Origin of the sequence: Thiofilum flexile DSM 14609 (assembly GCF_000380185.1) — a bacterium.
Taxonomy (GTDB): domain Bacteria; phylum Pseudomonadota; class Gammaproteobacteria; order Thiotrichales; family Thiotrichaceae; genus Thiofilum; species Thiofilum flexile.
Window position 1 is genome coordinate 183340 of sequence record NZ_KB904758.1, and the last position, 16420, is coordinate 199759.

Consider the following 16420-nt stretch of genomic DNA (forward strand, 5'->3'; position numbering starts at 1 on the left):
TGAATGAGAGCCAATGACTCGCTTAGTTTATTATCAAAATGGGGACTTTTTACTGAGTTACAAGCGCTGCGTTGAAAAGAGAGGTAGGTAACTGTTAGGTTAGTCCCTTATAGTATTTAAAGGAGTATTTTGTGATTAAGCAATGGATAATAGGTGGTGGGTTAATAGTTCTACTAGGATGCACTTACCCCATACAAGCCAATGATAGTAACGAGATTTCTATATTTAAGGCAGGTGCTATCATTTTTTCTACTTTTTATAATCCAGATGGGAAAGGTATTGAGGTTCGAGCAACACTGGCAGATCAAGAAGATCATACGGTAGGTGAGATAAGAGTAACAACATTACTTCCCAGTATAATAAAGCAAAACCTATTTTCTCCAACTACATTAAACCCTTTTAAATCTGCTTATGCAGTTTTTTATACTCCAACAGCCTTTAAACAGTTACAACGATGTCCTTTTATGGGGATAGAGTTTGATTTAGATAATAATCGTAAAACACAAGAGTGGTATATAGCCACCTCAACTGTGGGATGTGTAAAAAATCAATCTTATATTGATGGAGCAACAGGGCATAATTGGATATTACAAAAAACAGAAACGGGATTATTTCGAGTATTGATGGAGAGCGAGAGTCCACTCTATTCTAATAAAGCTAATTCTAAAAAAGGCTCTTATAAGCCCCTTGATACCTTTCATCATGTAATGAGATTTAACCCTGGTTCTAAATTAGGGTGTGGTGCAGTGCGTATTGACTGGACTTATAACCCCACTAAACAACAATATCAAATGGGTAAAACTTATTTACAACAATCTAATTGTCCCAGTCCTGGTACTAATATTCAACGCCTGATGACCCGTATTAAAGGCGAGATTGATCCGTGGATGAATAAAAACTTAAAAGCCTTTCGCTAATCACTACCCATTATCCCCAACCAAAGCACTTTTTAAGCAGAGTGCTTTGCTAAACCGATTTAAGCCTTTGTACCTCTGTTAACGTTAGCCCCGCAATACGCGCAATCTCAGTTTCGGGTAAAATACCTAGCTGCAATAAATTCAGTGCTATTGCTTGGGCTGTTTTTAATGCCCCGATTTGTTCGCCTTTCTCTAAGCCAATTTTCTCTCCCTTCTCTAAGCCAATTTTTTCACCCTTTTCCAAACCAATTTTCTCGCCTTCCACTAAGCCTATTTTTTTTCCATCTAAGCGTGAGGTTTCGTGGGTACTCATAAAATCTCGATAGTCTTTTAAACTGCTTTCATAGCCTAAACGTTCATTAGCGGGTAATTGAGCAATTTTCATCAGGGGATTGAGGTAGACATCGCTCATACACATGCTCTAGAGGTGGGTTGTTATCCCTTTATTATAGTGAATATCCCTATAGAGCGCGAGTAAGCCTCTGGATACTTTTATCGGGAGCAACGAAAGTTCTGATCAATCGCCACATAGGGGTCTTGTCCCTCGACTATCACCCACGTTTTACCTCGACTCGATGCGTCTGAACGATAAACCTCAATATAATCGGGACGATACTGATACCCTCCTCCCATAAAGCTCCAGTTACTATGACATCTCACGTCGATAGGTTTTTGAGTATAACGACTGGGCGCATTGCCTTTAGTAATGGTTTCAATCCGACGTTTAGCCGCTGCTTCTTTTTTCCATATCCTGACCTGATACGCATGATCGGCTATGAGTACTTGAGGAGCTTTATTACCCATTTGCTGGACTATCCAAAAAGGTTTGCTTTGAGAGGAGGTAGGCTTACTACAGGCATTCGTAGGGGTGAATAAGTACTCCTGTGTAGAGTTTTGATCATCTAGTTCAATATTAACACCTATCCATTGGCAGTTTTCTATATTAGGAATTTTTTTATTAATAGTATCTGGGGTTTTTTTAATGTTAGCCCGTATCGCTGCTTTTTGCTGAGGAGTGGGCTGAATAATAGGTAAACCGAGTGCTTTATACTCAGTTGATTCTAATCTTGGATTCGCTAAATCGAGTGTAGGCACATTTTTTAATTTATTAAAAAGACTAGGGCTTAAGCTATTTTGCTCAGCATAACTATTGTGGGCTAGGCATGACATTAATAAGAGAAAGGTACTGGTTTTTAGAGTGATCATACGTTTCATGATTATTTTATGACCTTAGTTCAGTTAACTATACTATGATAACTCGATAGTGTAATAGATTATCGTATAAACACCTAGAAAATTGATTGATTAATACTCTAGACTAATTTTATGCAATCTCAACAAATACTGCACAAAAAACAAGAAGGAAATTCAATTTTTATATAGATAATCCCAATACTCTAACGTAGCAATAGCAAATAATATAAGGTAATCAGGTCATGTTAATACTCAAAAAAACTCTAAAATGGCTCATGCGCTTAGTGCTGGTATTGACTCTAGGATTAGTCCTATTCCTCATTGCTTGTAAAATTGCAGTGGACTATAGCCCTATTATAAGCCATAAGATATTTAATCCTGCTAAAACCTGTTATCTCAATATCTATAAAATAACTACAGCGGATAAGCCGTTGCGTAGTTTTGATGGGTTTGCAAGTGGCCTTATTCAATTGACTAGGGGTAGTATAGTTTATCGAATTTATACTCAAGATCATAAATTAATAGCCACTACAGAGTGGAGATTGTTCGATCAATTAACAATGCTTGAGGCACCGCACTGGATTGGAAATGCTACCTTACTTTATGATGGCAGGCATGGTTATGAGCAATTTTTACTTCCCGACTGTGGAATTAAAAAATAAACGCCTCACTAGATGCGCTGCTTAATAATAACGATAGAGAGGCATACCATGGCCTCTTGTTTATACGAGTGCTTTGCTAAGCCGATTTAAGCTGTTGCACCTCTTCTAAAGTCAGCCCTGCAATACGCGCAATCTCGGTTTCGGGTAAAATACCTAGCTGCAATAAACTCAGTGCTATCGCTTGAGCTTTTTGCAAGGCTCCTGCCTCAATTCCTAACTGTTTTCCTTTCTCCAAACCGATTTTCTCTCCCTGCTCTAATCCCTTCTCTAAGCCGATTTTCTCACCCTTTTCCAAGCCAATTTTCTCCCCCTCCACTAACCCTATTTTTTTTCCATCCAAGCGCGAGGTTTCGTGGGTACTCATAAAATCTCGATAGTCTTTTAAACTACTTTCATAGCCTAGGCGCTCGCTCGCCGGTAATTGCGCGATTTTAGCAATACCAAATAAACGCTGAAACACCTCATCGGTGAGTTGGCTGGGGATTTGCTCTAATTCGTGTAAATGCTTAAACACATAAAACCATTTGTCTTGTAGCGTTCTTAGCTCATGGGCTTGTAATTGAAAGCGGGGGAGGACTAAATAGATAAAATTGAGTTTCTCGTAGAATAAAATATTATCCTGATCTTTAAGCTGAGCATGGTAATAGACCTTGGTTTGATCATCATCAATCAAAAAGTCCAAGATACCAATAGTGTAGACGGCCGCGAGTTTGTAATTCCAATCCCCACGGATCGCTTGTTCTTGAATCGGGAAAGTCGCGTAATAGATACTCCGATCTTTGAAAAAGATTTGTTTGATGCGTTGTAATTCGACAATAAAGCGCTCACCGGAGGGGCTAATACAGTTCAGATCAAATATCGCTTTGCGGTCAATGGCACTGCGGCCTTGATATTCATTTTTGGTGTAACTCAGGTCTTGTACTTGATGATGTGCGGGTAAGAACGTATTCAAAAAACTGATCAACAAATCCTTATGGGGTTCCTCCCCAAACAGCTTTTTAAAGCCAAAGTCCGTCAGGGGATTGAGGTAGACATCGTTCATGGGCTTGCTCTAGAGGTGGGTTGTTATTCTTTATATTATAATAAAGCTCCTAGAGAAGTGCGAGTATCCTCCTCTCCATTGCATCATGATTGGGGTGATGAGGATTTAACGAAACCTCATCTCTTCTTTTTTATTTTCAGTAGTAATAAAGGTAAAGGACTATGACTCAATCAATCCACCGTTTAGCAAAAAGCTTAATTATAAATTTATTGGTTATTTTTCCTGCTATAGGAAGTACCGCATCAGAAGATCCTATTGATGCTCCCGCTTTTAGTTTTTTTACACAATATAGCGGGGATAAAATCATAGATGCTAGCATTAGCATCTATGATAAAAAAAACAAACCAAAAGAATCTATTGGGATAAACTTAACTGTCCCCTTGCCTGCAAATATTAAGCAAGCCTTATTTTCTCCAAATACTCAAAATCCGTTCAAAAAAGCATATGCTGTATTTTATAACTCAAATAACTTTAAACAACTAAAAACCTGTCCTTTCATAGGTATTAATTTTAATATTGATAATAACTTGAAAACTGAGGAGTGGTATATTACGACACCAGCAACAGGATGTATCAAAGACCAACCTGATTTAAGTTACAGCAACTCTGTTACTCACAACTGGATTCTTCAACAGGATGAAAAAGGTAGTTTTAAAATACTAATGGAAAGTGATGATGCTTTAATGATTGATCTTGCTACTCCTCAAAGTACCTATAAGCCATTAGATACTATTCATAATGTGATGAGATTTATGCCTAAATCCACACTAGGATGTGGTGATGTCTATATCAAATGGCGTTATAATAATACAAAAAAACAATATCAATATATATTTTATAATCCACGTATTGCGGGTTGTGATCAAAAATTCTCATATGAAATAGTGACTGATCTAGGTGCTAAAAAGGCTATAACAGCAGTCAATAAAGTTATTTTACCTTGGGTTAAAAATAATCTCCCCGCCTTTCGCTAATCTCCACCCATTATCCCCCAACCAAAGCACTTTTTAAGCAGAGTGCTTTACTAAACCGATTTAAGCTGTTGCACTTCTTTTAAAGTTAGCCCTGCAATACGAGCAATCTCGGTTTCGGGTAAAATACCTAGCTGCAATAAATTCAGTGCTATTGCTTGGGCTTTTTGCAAGGCTCCTTCTTCAATCCCCAGTTGTTTACCCTCTTCAATCCCTAGCTGTTTACCTTTCTCTAAGCCGATTTTCTCTCCCTTTTCTAGCCCAATTTTTTCCCCTTTTTCCAAACCAATTTTCTCTCCCTCTACTAAGCCTATTTTTTTTCCATCTAAGCGTGAGGTTTCGTGGGTGCTCATAAAATCTCGATAGTCTTTTAAACTGCTTTCATAGCCTAGGCGTTCGCTCGCCGGTAATTGTGCGATTTTAGCAATACCGAATAAACGCTGAAACACTTCATCGGTGAGCTGGCTAGGGATTTGTTCTAATTCGTGTAAATGCTTAAATACATAAAACCATTTGTCTTGTAGCGTTTTTAGCTCATGGGCTTGTAATTTAAAGCGGGGGAGAACTAAATAGATAAAATTGAGTTTCTCGTAGAATAAAATATTATCCTGATCTTTAAGCTGAGCATGGTAATAGACTTTTGTTTGATCATCATCAATCAAAAAATCCAAGATACCAATGGTATAAACGGCGGCGAGTTTATAATTCCAATCCCCACGGATCGCTTGTTCTTGTATCGGGAAAGTCGCGTAATAGATACTCCGATCTTTGAAAAAGATTTGCTTGATGCGTTGTAGTTCGACAATAAAGCGCTCACCAGAGGGGCTAATACAGTTCAGATCAAATATCGCTTTGCGGTCAATGGCACTGCGGCCTTGATATTCGTTTTTGGTGTAACTCAGGTCTTGTACTTGATGATGTGCAGGTAAGAACGTGTTCAAAAAGCTGATCAATAAGTCTTTATGGGGTTCCTCCCCAAACAGCTTTTTAAAGCCAAAGTCCGTCATGGGATTGAGGTAGACATCGCTCATACACATGCTCTAGAGGTGGGTTGCTATCCCTTTATTATAAGATAAGGGATGCGAGTTTACACTAAGCCCTCTCAGCCTCTGACCACTGTCGATAGGGGTGTTGCGTGAGTAGCACATTATAATAACGCGGCTCATGGGATACATCCTTGCCTGCCCACTCTGGCACTGCAAAGACTTCATCAGCGCTGCTTAATTCAATTTCAGCCACGACTAAGCCTTGATTGTCGCCATGAAACTCATCGACCTCCCAAGTCTTACCTGCATATTCAATATAGTGACGTGTCTTTTCAATGAGGGGAGGTTGGCAAAGCTGATTGAGTAACTCATGCGCATCTGCCAAAGGAATAGCATATTCAAACTCTGGACGGGATACGCCAATCGTCATGCCCTTAATATTTAAGCTAGCCTGCTCATCTGCAATACGCACCCGTACTGACGCGGTAGGATTATTACTCAAATAGCCTTGGCGAAACTGTTCTGAGCGCTGCACTTGAGTACGCCAAGCCTCGGAAATTACTAAAAACTTACGCTCAATTTCAGTAGCCATGGTACTTATCCTTTAAAAACGTACTAGTGCCGAACCCCAAGTGAATCCACCGCCAAACGCTTCGAGTAATATGGTTTGCCCACGCTGAATCCGTCCATCCCGCACGGCTGTATCTAAGGCAATAGGAATAGACGCTGCTGAGGTATTACCCTGCTCGCCGACAGTGACAACGACACGCTCCATCGGCATATCTAATTTTTTAGCGGTGGCTTGGATAATGCGGATATTGGCTTGATGCGGCACTAACCAATCCACATCGGCTTTCGTCATATTATTCGCTTCTAAGGTTTCCTCGACAATGCGTCCGAGGGTTGTGACAGCCATACGAAAGACTTCATTGCCTTTCATGCGTAGAAAAGCTTTGCCTTCCAATAACACCTCGCGATTACGCGAGACGCCAGCAGCGACATTGAGTAATTCTTCATAGCTACCCTCGGAGTGAATATGAGTAGAATAAATACCTGGCTCGTCACTAGGCTCTAATACCATCGCTCCGGCACCATCACCGAATAATACGCAAGTACCCCGATCACTCCAATCCATCAGCTTAGACATCGTTTCAGCGCCAACCACTAAAGCACATTGACTTGCTCCACTACGCACAAACTTATCCGCCACACTTAAGGCATAAGTAAAACCGGAACAAGCCGCATTCACATCAAACGCAGCACCGCCATTGGTAATTCCTAAGCGCCCTTGCAGGAGACAAGCCGTACTAGGGAAAATGAGATCTGGCGTAGAAGTCCCCATCACAATCAAATCGACTTCATTAGGCTCACGCCCGGCCATTTCCAGCGCCCGTCGTGCGGCAAATTCGGCTAAATCACAAGCCGACTCATGCTCGACAATATGACGCTGGCGAATGCCGGTACGCTCTACAATCCACTCATCGGTCGTATCTACAAATTGAGCTAAATCGTGATTTGTCATAATGCGTGGCGGCAAGTAACTACCTGTGCCGGTAATGCGTGAATATTTCATGCCTCAACCCTCGTGGCTAATAGCGCTGCAACTTGTTTATCGATACGTTGTGGCACCTGCTTAATAGCTTCCGTACGAGCAATCCCAATAGCATTCGCATAGGCAAAACTATCCGCTCCACCATGGCTTTTGACCACAATCCCTCGCAATCCTAATAGACTAGCACCATTATAGCGCCGTGGATCGACCTGATGACGAAAACGGGTTAGTACGGGTAACGCAATCAATCCAGCAAGCTTGGTAAGGATATTACGCTTAAATCCGTCTTTAAGCAGGGTGGAAATCATTTTTGCCACACCCTCGGTATTTTTTAGTGCCACATTGCCCACAAAGCCATCACACACCACGACATCTACATCGCCTAAATAAATATCATCCCCTTCCACATAGCCAATATAATTGAGAGGTGATTTACTTAATAAGGCATGGGCGGCTTTAACTTGCTCGTTGCCTTTTATTTCTTCTTGTCCAATGTTCAGTAAACCCACCTTAGGCGATTCAATATCATCAATGGCTTTAGCTAGCTCAGACCCCATTAGGGCAAATTGATATAAATGCTCAGCGGCAGAATCGACATTCGCTCCTAAATCGAGCATATGGGTATGCCCCTGCAGGGCTGGAATCACCGTGCAAATCGCGGGGCGATCAATGCCGGGTAGTGTTTTTAATACAAAGCGCGCGGTTGCCATTAACGCTCCGGTATTACCCGCACTCACCGCTGCATCGGCCTCCCCGTCTTTGACCAGATTAATAGCCACGCGCATAGAGGAATCTTTTTTATTTTTCAGCGCACTGGTGGGGGACTCATCCATTGCCACTACTTGAGTAGCCGGTTTGACATGTAAACGGTCGGAGGCATTCGTTTGATGTTTGGCTAAGGTATTATTGATTTGAGCTTCATCCCCTACCAGTATTAATTCGATATCTGCATAAGTGCCCAATGCTTTTAAAGCTGCCGGGACTGTGACCTCTAGCCCATGGTCACCCCCCATTGCATCTAACGCAATACGGTATTTGTTAGCCATAATTTATCCAACATCCAATCCAAAAAAAATCGCGGGACCAGCCCGCGATTTTAAATACTATCAGAGGCAAAAGTAAGCTTAATACCTCTAAAGACTTGCGCTTACTCTTGGACTTCTTCCACGTCTACCGCCGTCTTAATAATTTGACGACCACGGTAAAATCCATCTGGAGTCATGTGATGACGCAAGTGAGTCTCACCTGAAACAGGATCCACTGATAAAGCACGATTTTTAAGTGCATCGTGGGCACGACGCATATCACGCTTAGAACGTGACATACGGGTTTGAGCGACTGCCATTGTAGCTTACTCCGATTTTTTCCAATTCTTTAATACTGCAAACGGATTTTTCTTTTCTTCCGTTGGATCAGACTCATTATTTACCGCATCATCCTCATAACCCTCAATCAAAGGTTTTAGAGGTTGACAGGAATCATGGCGTGGTATCAGTGGCATAGCGAGCAGTAGCTCATCTTCCACAAAGTCACGCAAATATAGGCTATCGTCTTCCACTACCCAACTTTCATAACCCGCCTCTTCAGGGCGACGGTCTGTTTCAGAGCGCGTAAACACCACCTCAATCGGATGGTTAATCGTTAAGGTCATGGGCTGCAAACAACGCTGGCATTCCACTTGTATTTGCCCTTGGACACTACCTTTTACCATAGGTAAATGGGTTTCAGATAAACTAAATACTAACTCTACCTGAAAATCACCACTACTATCCAAAGCCATTTCAACTAGGCGCGACATCTCACGTAGCGGCATAATGCCACTCAGCTCACGGCGCTGCTCAACGTAGCGAAAGGGATTAATTTCAACGGGTAACCTATTCAACATAAGGGCGCGATTATATGAAGATGGGGATGCAAGTGTAAAGAAAAATCACTATGATGGGGAGCTTTTTATTACTTTCTAGCGCTAATTTGTAACAAACTCATGATAAATTCTCAGCCACCTCGTTTAGTTTTAGCCTCCACTTCTAAATTTCGCCAAGCCTTACTCCGTCAGCTCCAAATACCCTTTGAGTGTGCTGCACCTAATATCGATGAAAGCCACCGACTCAATGAATCGGCCTCTGAATTAGTCGCCCGTCTAGCCCTAGAAAAAGCACAAGCCGTACAAGCACACTACCCGCAGGCCTTAATTATTGGTTCTGACCAAGTAGCGGTACTGAATGGGCAAATCTTAGGTAAACCTCACACTCACGCCAATGCAACCGCACAATTGCAAGCCTCTTCGAATCAATATGTTGAATTTCTGACTGGGCTGTGTTTATTCAATAGCAACACCCAGACCTATCAACTCGATGTGGTGCATTTTGGTGTTAAATTTCGCCCCTTATCGGAGTCGATGATTGAATACTACTTACAACGTGAACAACCCTATGAATGTGCGGGTAGTTTTAAATCAGAAGGCCTAGGGGTAGTCCTATTTGAGAAAATGCTAGGTGATGATCCTAGTGCATTGATTGGTCTGCCACTCATACGCCTTACTGACTTTCTGCAACAACAAGGTATCGTATTACCCTTAGCGATATGAGCTAAAAAACCCGTACCTCACTACGAATAGAAATGGTCACATCGACATCATGATGGGGTTTTAAAGTAAAGGGTTGCTCATACTGAATACCATTAAAACTAATCTCTGCCACATAATTTCCTGGTGGCAGCTCTAATACACCAGCATGGCGATCAAAGCCCTTAGTCAGCCATCTGCGATTATTTTTCACCTCATAAATTTTCCACGCGACGGGACGCATTAAAGGTGCTCCACTAGGGGTGATCGCTCTTAAACTGACTGTGCCCCCATTTCCAGCTTCGATGGCCTGTATACTCCCACCTAGTAACCATAGTACTATAATCCAAGTACACGATTGGCATAGCCCTTTCATAATTCTCTCCCTTGACATTTCACCGACACTCACTAAAACTCCGCCCACCTGTGTCTACTCACCTCCTACTATTCATATTTAATATCAATATGTTTAATATTTATACATACCATTAGAATTAGAATAGTATTCTCAAGGTCGCTACATAACCCTTTTTTCGCTAGGATAGACTGCTTGGATTCTTGGATAAATCAGTACTTATGCTTAGTTATCGACATGCTTTTCATGCGGGCAATCACGCAGATATTTTAAAACATGCCACCCTCACTTTAATGTTAAGTAGCCTTAACCAAAAGCCCAAACCCTACTATTATATCGACACCCATGCAGGGGCAGGCTTATATCGCTTAGACTCAGGATGGTCTAACAAAACGGGGGAAGCGGCCTTAGGTATCCAAAAACTTTGGCCTCATCGAGCACGCTTACCTCAACTAAAAACCTATTTTGATTGCATCCAAGCTTTAAACCGGGGTGAAACCATTATTCATTATCCCGGCTCACCTTGGATTGCTCAAACATTAGTCAGGTCAACTGAGCATTTGGTTTTAATTGAACTCCATCCAGACGATAAAAATTTAATCAAATCAAATTTGAACCAAACTAAACAAACTACATTTGTAGTTAATGATGGCTTTCAAGAGTTAATAGCCCGTGTTCCCCCATCACTGAAACGAGGGTTAGTATTGATTGATCCCCCCTATGAATTAAAACAAGACTATCAAAGGGTTACAGAGTCATTAGCGGAGGCCTATAAACGCTGGGCAACGGGGGTTTATGCGGTTTGGTATCCGATCCTAGCGAACAAGCGCGATCATAGCGATACCATGCTACGTAAGATTAAGCAGGGTGCTTATAGCAATTTATTAAAAGTAGAATTGAAGGTGATGGGGGCACAAAGTGAATTTGGTATGCATGGCTCAGGCATGCTGATTGTGAATGCCCCATGGCAATTGGATCGTGAGCTAAAAACGATATTACCCACACTCACAGACATTTTAGCCCTAGATAATCAAGCGAGCTGGTCGGTTGAATGGCTAAAAGAACCTAGCTGAGCACTCAACTAGGTCATTAATTCGGTACGTAATTGCTGCAACACGACCGGTGTTTCAGGTCGCACAGAGCGCCAGAGATAAAACGCTTCTGCGGCTTGCTCGACTAACATACCCAAACCATCGACCACTTGTGTAGCTCCTTGCTCTAAAGCCCACTGCATAAACACGGTGGGCTTAGCACCATACATCATGTCATAGCAAAAGGTATCTGCTGTTATACAAGTCTTTGGTAGTGGGGGTAATTCGCCCTGTAAGCTTGCTGAAGTACCATTAATAATCATATCAAAGGCACCCTCTAGCGCTTCAAAACTACAGCCTGATACCTGACCTAAATCGGTAAAATCCTGCGCTAACTCCAGTGCTGTACTCACAGTACGATTAGCAATCACGATTTCAGCGGGGTGATGTTCTAATAAAGGCTGTAATACACCGCGTACAGCCCCACCTGCTCCGAGTATCAAAATACGCTTACCTAGGAGTGATTGATGTTGACTGAGTGTAATATCCCGTACTATGCCTACTCCATCGGTATTGTCCCCGAAAATAGAGCCATCAGCTTGAAACATCAGTGTATTGACCGCCCCTGCACGTTGAGCATAAGCAGAACGTTTGGTGGCTAAACTCCAAGCTTCTTGCTTGAAAGGAACTGTGACATTACAACCTTTGCCTCCTGCTGCACGAAAGGCCAATACCTCTGCGGTAAAGGCATCAAGAGGGGCTAATAACTTGTCATAATACAGCGCTTGCGCGGTTTGTTGGGCGAATAAGCTATGAATACGCGGTGATTTACTATGTTGAATCGGATTACCAAAAACGACATATTGATCTAAGGTATCTATCATAGTCTACACACCTGATTGATTTAAAATACAAATATACGCTTAGGTTGCAATGTAATCGTAGCGTTAATTTCACCTAAGCCAATAAACTGTCCCGCCTCATTATAAAGCTTGATCAAGGGTTCAGCCGCTTGTTCGCAACGCACTTTTTGCCCTAATTGCACTTTAGCGACTTGTGCCTCGGTCAAGGTAATACTCGGTAAATGTGGTAAAGCGACATCCATCGGCAATAAACAAGCATCTAAGGCTTCAAGCCCACCCTGTTCACTTAACTTACGCAACTCATCTAAGCTATAGGTGCGCTGTCCATTAAAGGGATAGACCTCAACACGATGCAAGGCTGACACATAAGCACCACACCCTAACGCTTGCCCTATATCCTCTACTAAAGTGCGAATATAAGTCCCCTTACTACAGGCCACATCTAGGGTTAATTGTTGAGCTTCAAAGCTAATCAGCGTCAAATCAGAAATAGTCACACTACGACTAGGCCGCTCCACCTCAATCCCTTGACGTGCCAACTCATAGAGCTTTTTACCGTCTTTTTTGAGCGCTGAGTACATCGGTGGGACTTGTTGAATCTCACCTCTAAACTGATTGAGCAGAGGCTCTAGGGTATCTTTGCTCAATAGAGGGACAGTTTGAGGATCGGATAACACACCTTCTTTATCACCCGTAGTACTCACTTGCCCAAGGGTCGCGGTGGTTAAATAGCGCTTATCTGCATCTAATAGGTAGGCTGATAATTTAGTAGCTTCCCCAAAGCATAAAGGCAACATACCCGATGCTAAAGGATCAAGACTACCAGTGTGTCCGGCCTTTTCGGCTTTAAAGAGGAAGCGTGCTTGTTGTAGTGCTTGGCTACTCGATAAACCTAAAGGCTTATCGAGCAATAAAATACCTTGCACCGGACGCAATGGGGGACGACGGGGATGGCTCAAAACTTAACTACTTACTGTCAGTACCTGAATTATCTTTATCTGGCGAACCTTCATCGGCATGGCGATCACTCGCGACAGCCTGTTCAATCAGACGGGATAACTCATTACCTTTGGCTTGGGTATCATCGTAGAAAAAGCGCAAGGTGGGCACAGCACGTAATTGCATAGCCCGCCCGACTTCACGACGTAAAAATCCAGCTGCATGGTTTAAAGCTTCTTCGATGCCCTTGCCTTGTTCAGCTTCTAGGACATCGAACCATACCTTAGCATGCTCTAGGTCTTTACTTAACGATACATCTAAAATCGATACCATACCCATACTCACACGCGGATCTTTCACCTCATTGCGAATCAGCAAGGCTAATTCGCGTTTGAGTTGGGCAGCCACGCGCTCAGAGCGTGAAAAACTTGTTTGCATTAGGCAATTTTCCGAGCTACTTCAATGTTTTCAAAGACCTCAATTTGGTCGCCGACTTGAACATCGTTATAGTCCTTCACCGCGATACCGCACTCAGTACCCACTTGAACCTCTTTCACATCATCGCGATGACGACGTAATGACTCAAGCTCGCCGGTAAAGATCACCACATTATTACGTAATACCCGAATCGGACTACCACGACGTACCATACCTTCGGTAACCAAGCATCCCGCAACCTGACCAAAGCCAGACGCACGGAACACATTACGTACCTCTGCCAAGCCGATAAAGACTTCGCGTGTTTCAGGTGACAACATGCCGCTCATGGCATCTTTTACGTCATTAATCACATCATAAATAATGCTGTAATAACGAATCTCGATATCGGAGTCTTGTGCTGACTTACGTGTAGCCGAATTAGCCCGCACGTTGAAGGCAATCACAATCGCTTTTGACGTCAGTGCCATCTCAATATCGTTTTCAGTCAATCCACCTACACCAGAGGCGATGACACGAACTTCAACTTCAGAAGTCGAGAGATTAACCAACTCACTGCGTAATGCCTCCACGCTGCCTTGAACATCCGCTTTCACGATTAAGTTCAATTGAGCACGCTCAGCAGTACCGGCTTGGATTTGATTGAACATATCCAATTTAGCGCTATTTTGTGCCGCAAAACGACTATCACGTTGTTTTTCTTTACGTAATTCAGCGATTTCACGCGCTTTACGCTCATCGGTAACAACCACAGCCTCATCACCCGCTTTAGGTGCTCCGGTCAAGCCTAATACTGCTACCGGAATAGAAGGCCCTGCTTCTTTCACCGAGCGACCGCGTTCGTCAAACATGGCACGTACCCGACCATATTCAGAGCCGCACAGTAAAATATCACCCCGGTGTAGCGTACCTTCGCGTACAAGTACAGTTGCAACCGCACCACGACCACGCTCCATACTCGCTTCAATCACATGACCTTTAGCAGGAGCATCCACTGCTGCTTTAAGCTCTTGAATCTCAGCAACTAATAGTAAGGTTTCAAGTAAATCATCAACCCCTTGACCAGATTTAGCAGAAACGCGCACAACTGGCACATCTCCGCCCCACTCTTCGGTCAAGACATTATTTTGCGCTAATTCACTGAGTACTTTCTCTGGATCGGCTTGTGGCTTATCGATCTTACTAATCGCTACGACAATAGGGACATTCGCATCGTGAGCATGCTTAATCGCCTCTTTGGTTTGAGGCATAACACCATCATCAGCGGCTACGATCAGCACTACGATATCGGTAACCTGTGCTCCCCGCGCCCGCATTTGGCTAAAGGCCGCATGGCCTGGGGTATCGAGGAAAGTAACCGTACCGCGCTCAGTTTCCACATGATAGGCACCAATGTGCTGAGTAATGCCGCCTGCTTCACCTGCCGCCACCCGTGTTTTACGGATGTAGTCAAGTAAAGAGGTTTTACCATGGTCAACGTGACCCATAATGGTCACTACTGGCGGACGTGTAATCTTTTCTGAACTAGCACTCGCGGTCACTTCTGCTAATAGAGAGGCATCATCCACCTCTTTCATCGCAGTGGCTTTATGTCCTAATTCCTCAGTCACTAAAATCGCCGTGTCTTGGTCAATGGTCTGATTAATCGTGACCATTGTGCCCATTTTCATCATGGCTTTAATAATATCAGTCGCGCGAATCGCTAATTTTTGAGCTAAATCAGAAATAACAATCGTAGATGGAATTTCAATCTCACGCACAACCGGAGCTGTGGGGCGTTCAAAGCCATGCTTAGATTCTGCGCGTGCTGGAATATCAGCGCCTCTACGACCTTGTTTCTTGGCACCTTTGCCCTTAGGCATAGGCATACCGCCTTCCATATCATCACGATCACGTGGATTTTTAGAGCGAATCGGTTTCTTTTCACCCTTCTTCTTATCCACTCTGCCTTCAGTAGATTTCTCTGCTTCTTCAGCAACTTTAGGCGGAACAACTTTAGCTAAGACTGGCTCAGCCTCATCCTCGGTAGCTGCCTCAATGGTGCTACGTGGTGCTAAGGTGGGCTTTGCCTTAGGTTTTGGACGTGAGGGGCGACGTTTTAATGCGGTTGCAGCTTCCTGACGGGCTGCTGCGACTACAGCTTCACGTTGAGCACTTAAACTGGTAGGTTCACTATCACTCTCGGTACGAGTAGTCTCTGATACTGGAACCTCTGCTTTAGGAGCCGGTTGAGCGTCTACTTCAGGAGCAGCCACTTCAACGCCTGCTTCAGGCTCTGACTTCGCTACTGGTTGAGCAACTGCCACTTCTATAGGGGTCACTACACTCGGCGCAATATCTTCAACAATCTCTGCTTTAACCTCAGGTACCACCGCTTGTACGGGTAACTCAGGCTCTTTAGCAACGTCATTCTTAATAGGTGCTGGTTTAGGAGCCATACGCTTACTTTGTAGCTCACGGCGCTCTTGTTCAGCACGGCGAATAATTTCTTCGCGCTCTAAACGTACCTTACGTGCAGCCTCTAACTCTTGCGCTTTAGCTGCCGCTACGCTAGAGGTTCCTGTGTCCTCTTGGTTACGGTTGAGTACTTTTTTACGTCGTACTTCAACATTAACGGTTTTATTTGTATTTTGATTCCGTCCATGTGACGGTTGTGCATGGTTAGACTCTTGACTAGCGCGACGCTGTATAGTCATTTTACCAGTGCCTTTTTTAACGGCGTTATCGGGGTTTTGATTCATTTTTTCCAACAGCATTAATTTTTGCTGATCGGTAATACTATCATCGGGGCCTGTTACACGGATGCCAGCATCTTGTAGGTGGCGTAAGATAACCTCTACAGGAGCTTTAATCATTTCGGCTAATTTTCTAACAGCTATATCTGACATCTATCTATCCTCTCACAGC

18 protein-coding genes and 1 pseudogene are annotated in these 16420 nt (G+C 43.2%); 5 read left to right on the top strand and 14 right to left on the bottom strand.

Translation table 11 applies throughout. From position 1 onward, the window contains the following. Positions 1-131 precede the first annotated feature (131 nt). On the top strand, positions 132-917 hold the full coding sequence (locus tag A3IK_RS0107380) for a hypothetical protein (protein ID WP_020559337.1): 786 nt from the start codon (positions 132-134) through the stop codon (positions 915-917). Positions 918-966: 49 nt separating this feature from the next. On the opposite strand, the pseudogene A3IK_RS0107385 reads toward A3IK_RS0107380, so the two are convergent. Together A3IK_RS0107385 and A3IK_RS0107390 are read right to left on the bottom strand one after the other, a co-directional pair. Continuing rightward, positions 967-1305 (bottom strand): annotated as a pseudogene (locus tag A3IK_RS0107385) (Rpn family recombination-promoting nuclease/putative transposase); the annotation flags it as partial. 104 nt (positions 1306-1409) lie between these two features. After that, positions 1410-2132, bottom strand: a complete 723-nt coding sequence (locus A3IK_RS0107390) for a hypothetical protein (protein ID WP_020559339.1) — start codon at positions 2130-2132, stop codon at positions 1410-1412. A gap of 221 nt (positions 2133-2353) precedes the next feature. Here A3IK_RS0107390 and A3IK_RS0107395 point away from each other — a divergent pair, with 221 nt between their 5' ends. Next, entirely contained in the window at positions 2354-2773 is a 420-nt protein-coding gene (locus tag A3IK_RS0107395) for a hypothetical protein (protein WP_020559340.1), read from the top strand. A 76-nt stretch (positions 2774-2849) separates the two neighbouring features. On the opposite strand, the gene A3IK_RS0107400 is transcribed toward A3IK_RS0107395, so the two are convergent. Continuing rightward, positions 2850-3815 (bottom strand): Rpn family recombination-promoting nuclease/putative transposase, encoded by a 966-nt coding sequence (locus A3IK_RS0107400; RefSeq protein ID WP_020559341.1) that lies wholly within the window; start codon positions 3813-3815, stop codon positions 2850-2852. A 161-nt stretch (positions 3816-3976) separates the two neighbouring features. Here A3IK_RS0107400 and A3IK_RS0107405 point away from each other — a divergent pair, with 161 nt between their 5' ends. Beyond that, positions 3977-4789, top strand: coding sequence for a hypothetical protein (locus A3IK_RS0107405; protein WP_020559342.1), 813 nt, complete (start codon positions 3977-3979; stop codon positions 4787-4789). Positions 4790-4839: 50 nt separating this feature from the next. Here A3IK_RS0107405 and A3IK_RS0107410 read toward each other — a convergent pair whose 3' ends face one another. The 6 genes from A3IK_RS0107410 to A3IK_RS0107435 form a co-directional block, all read right to left on the bottom strand. Then, positions 4840-5817: an Rpn family recombination-promoting nuclease/putative transposase gene (locus A3IK_RS0107410; protein ID WP_020559343.1), complete on the bottom strand. Its 978-nt coding sequence runs from the start codon at positions 5815-5817 to the stop codon at positions 4840-4842. A gap of 61 nt (positions 5818-5878) precedes the next feature. Beyond that, the gene (locus A3IK_RS0107415; protein WP_020559344.1) at positions 5879-6364 is read right to left on the bottom strand and encodes a CYTH domain-containing protein; all 486 of its coding nucleotides are present in this window, start codon (positions 6362-6364) and stop codon (positions 5879-5881) included. A 12-nt stretch (positions 6365-6376) separates the two neighbouring features. Then, entirely contained in the window at positions 6377-7345 is a 969-nt protein-coding gene (locus tag A3IK_RS0107420; protein ID WP_020559345.1) for a beta-ketoacyl-ACP synthase III, read from the bottom strand. Then, positions 7342-8370, bottom strand: a complete 1029-nt coding sequence (gene plsX / locus A3IK_RS0107425) for a phosphate acyltransferase PlsX (RefSeq protein ID WP_020559346.1) — start codon at positions 8368-8370, stop codon at positions 7342-7344. The genes A3IK_RS0107420 and plsX overlap by 4 nt, the downstream gene beginning before the upstream one ends. 101 nt (positions 8371-8471) lie before the next feature. After that, a complete protein-coding gene (rpmF, locus tag A3IK_RS0107430; RefSeq protein ID WP_020559347.1) occupies positions 8472-8669 on the bottom strand; it encodes a 50S ribosomal protein L32 in 198 nt (65 codons plus the stop codon). A 6-nt stretch (positions 8670-8675) separates the two neighbouring features. Further along, entirely contained in the window at positions 8676-9209 is a 534-nt protein-coding gene (locus tag A3IK_RS0107435; protein ID WP_020559348.1) for a YceD family protein, read from the bottom strand. Between the two features lie 99 nt (positions 9210-9308). Here A3IK_RS0107435 and A3IK_RS0107440 point away from each other — a divergent pair, with 99 nt between their 5' ends. Beyond that, on the top strand, positions 9309-9911 hold the full coding sequence (locus A3IK_RS0107440) for a Maf family protein (RefSeq protein WP_020559349.1): 603 nt from the start codon (positions 9309-9311) through the stop codon (positions 9909-9911). A gap of 1 nt (position 9912) precedes the next feature. On the opposite strand, the gene A3IK_RS0107445 is transcribed toward A3IK_RS0107440, so the two are convergent. Continuing rightward, positions 9913-10263: a hypothetical protein gene (locus A3IK_RS0107445; protein ID WP_020559350.1), complete on the bottom strand. Its 351-nt coding sequence runs from the start codon at positions 10261-10263 to the stop codon at positions 9913-9915. A gap of 200 nt (positions 10264-10463) precedes the next feature. On the opposite strand from A3IK_RS0107445, the gene A3IK_RS0107450 reads away from it, so the two are divergent. Further along, positions 10464-11315 (top strand): 23S rRNA (adenine(2030)-N(6))-methyltransferase RlmJ, encoded by an 852-nt coding sequence (locus A3IK_RS0107450; protein ID WP_020559351.1) that lies wholly within the window; start codon positions 10464-10466, stop codon positions 11313-11315. Between the two features lie 8 nt (positions 11316-11323). Here A3IK_RS0107450 and aroE read toward each other — a convergent pair whose 3' ends face one another. The 4 genes from aroE to infB are packed head-to-tail and all read right to left on the bottom strand — an operon-like array spanning position 11324 to position 16401. Beyond that, positions 11324-12157, bottom strand: a complete 834-nt coding sequence (aroE, locus tag A3IK_RS0107455) for a shikimate dehydrogenase (RefSeq protein ID WP_020559352.1) — start codon at positions 12155-12157, stop codon at positions 11324-11326. Positions 12158-12177: 20 nt separating this feature from the next. Beyond that, positions 12178-13095: a tRNA pseudouridine(55) synthase TruB gene (truB, locus tag A3IK_RS0107460; RefSeq protein ID WP_020559353.1), complete on the bottom strand. Its 918-nt coding sequence runs from the start codon at positions 13093-13095 to the stop codon at positions 12178-12180. A 7-nt stretch (positions 13096-13102) separates the two neighbouring features. Next, entirely contained in the window at positions 13103-13513 is a 411-nt protein-coding gene (gene rbfA, locus A3IK_RS0107465) for a 30S ribosome-binding factor RbfA (protein WP_020559354.1), read from the bottom strand. Continuing rightward, positions 13513-16401: a translation initiation factor IF-2 gene (gene infB, locus A3IK_RS0107470; RefSeq protein ID WP_020559355.1), complete on the bottom strand. Its 2889-nt coding sequence runs from the start codon at positions 16399-16401 to the stop codon at positions 13513-13515. Before infB ends, rbfA begins: the two co-directional genes overlap by 1 nt. Positions 16402-16420 lie beyond the last annotated feature (19 nt).

Excerpts from the sequence above, each read along its gene's own strand:
- A3IK_RS0107390 (WP_020559339.1), bottom strand. The coding sequence starts at position 2,132 with ATGAAACGTATGATCACTCTAAAAACCAGTACCTTTCTCTTATTAATG.
- A3IK_RS0107395 (WP_020559340.1), top strand. The coding sequence starts at position 2,354 with ATGTTAATACTCAAAAAAACTCTAAAATGGCTCATGCGCTTAGTGCTG.
- A3IK_RS0107400 (WP_020559341.1), bottom strand. The coding sequence starts at position 3,815 with ATGAACGATGTCTACCTCAATCCCCTGACGGACTTTGGCTTTAAAAAG.
- A3IK_RS0107405 (WP_020559342.1), top strand. The coding sequence starts at position 3,977 with ATGACTCAATCAATCCACCGTTTAGCAAAAAGCTTAATTATAAATTTA.
- A3IK_RS0107410 (WP_020559343.1), bottom strand. The coding sequence starts at position 5,817 with ATGAGCGATGTCTACCTCAATCCCATGACGGACTTTGGCTTTAAAAAG.
- A3IK_RS0107415 (WP_020559344.1), bottom strand. The coding sequence starts at position 6,364 with ATGGCTACTGAAATTGAGCGTAAGTTTTTAGTAATTTCCGAGGCTTGG.
- A3IK_RS0107420 (WP_020559345.1), bottom strand. The coding sequence starts at position 7,345 with ATGAAATATTCACGCATTACCGGCACAGGTAGTTACTTGCCGCCACGC.
- plsX (WP_020559346.1), bottom strand. The coding sequence starts at position 8,370 with ATGGCTAACAAATACCGTATTGCGTTAGATGCAATGGGGGGTGACCAT.
- rpmF (WP_020559347.1), bottom strand. The coding sequence starts at position 8,669 with ATGGCAGTCGCTCAAACCCGTATGTCACGTTCTAAGCGTGATATGCGT.
- A3IK_RS0107435 (WP_020559348.1), bottom strand. The coding sequence starts at position 9,209 with ATGTTGAATAGGTTACCCGTTGAAATTAATCCCTTTCGCTACGTTGAG.
- A3IK_RS0107440 (WP_020559349.1), top strand. The coding sequence starts at position 9,309 with ATGATAAATTCTCAGCCACCTCGTTTAGTTTTAGCCTCCACTTCTAAA.
- A3IK_RS0107445 (WP_020559350.1), bottom strand. The coding sequence starts at position 10,263 with ATGAAAGGGCTATGCCAATCGTGTACTTGGATTATAGTACTATGGTTA.
- A3IK_RS0107450 (WP_020559351.1), top strand. The coding sequence starts at position 10,464 with ATGCTTAGTTATCGACATGCTTTTCATGCGGGCAATCACGCAGATATT.
- aroE (WP_020559352.1), bottom strand. The coding sequence starts at position 12,157 with ATGATAGATACCTTAGATCAATATGTCGTTTTTGGTAATCCGATTCAA.
- rbfA (WP_020559354.1), bottom strand. The coding sequence starts at position 13,513 with ATGCAAACAAGTTTTTCACGCTCTGAGCGCGTGGCTGCCCAACTCAAA.
- infB (WP_020559355.1), bottom strand. The coding sequence starts at position 16,401 with ATGTCAGATATAGCTGTTAGAAAATTAGCCGAAATGATTAAAGCTCCT.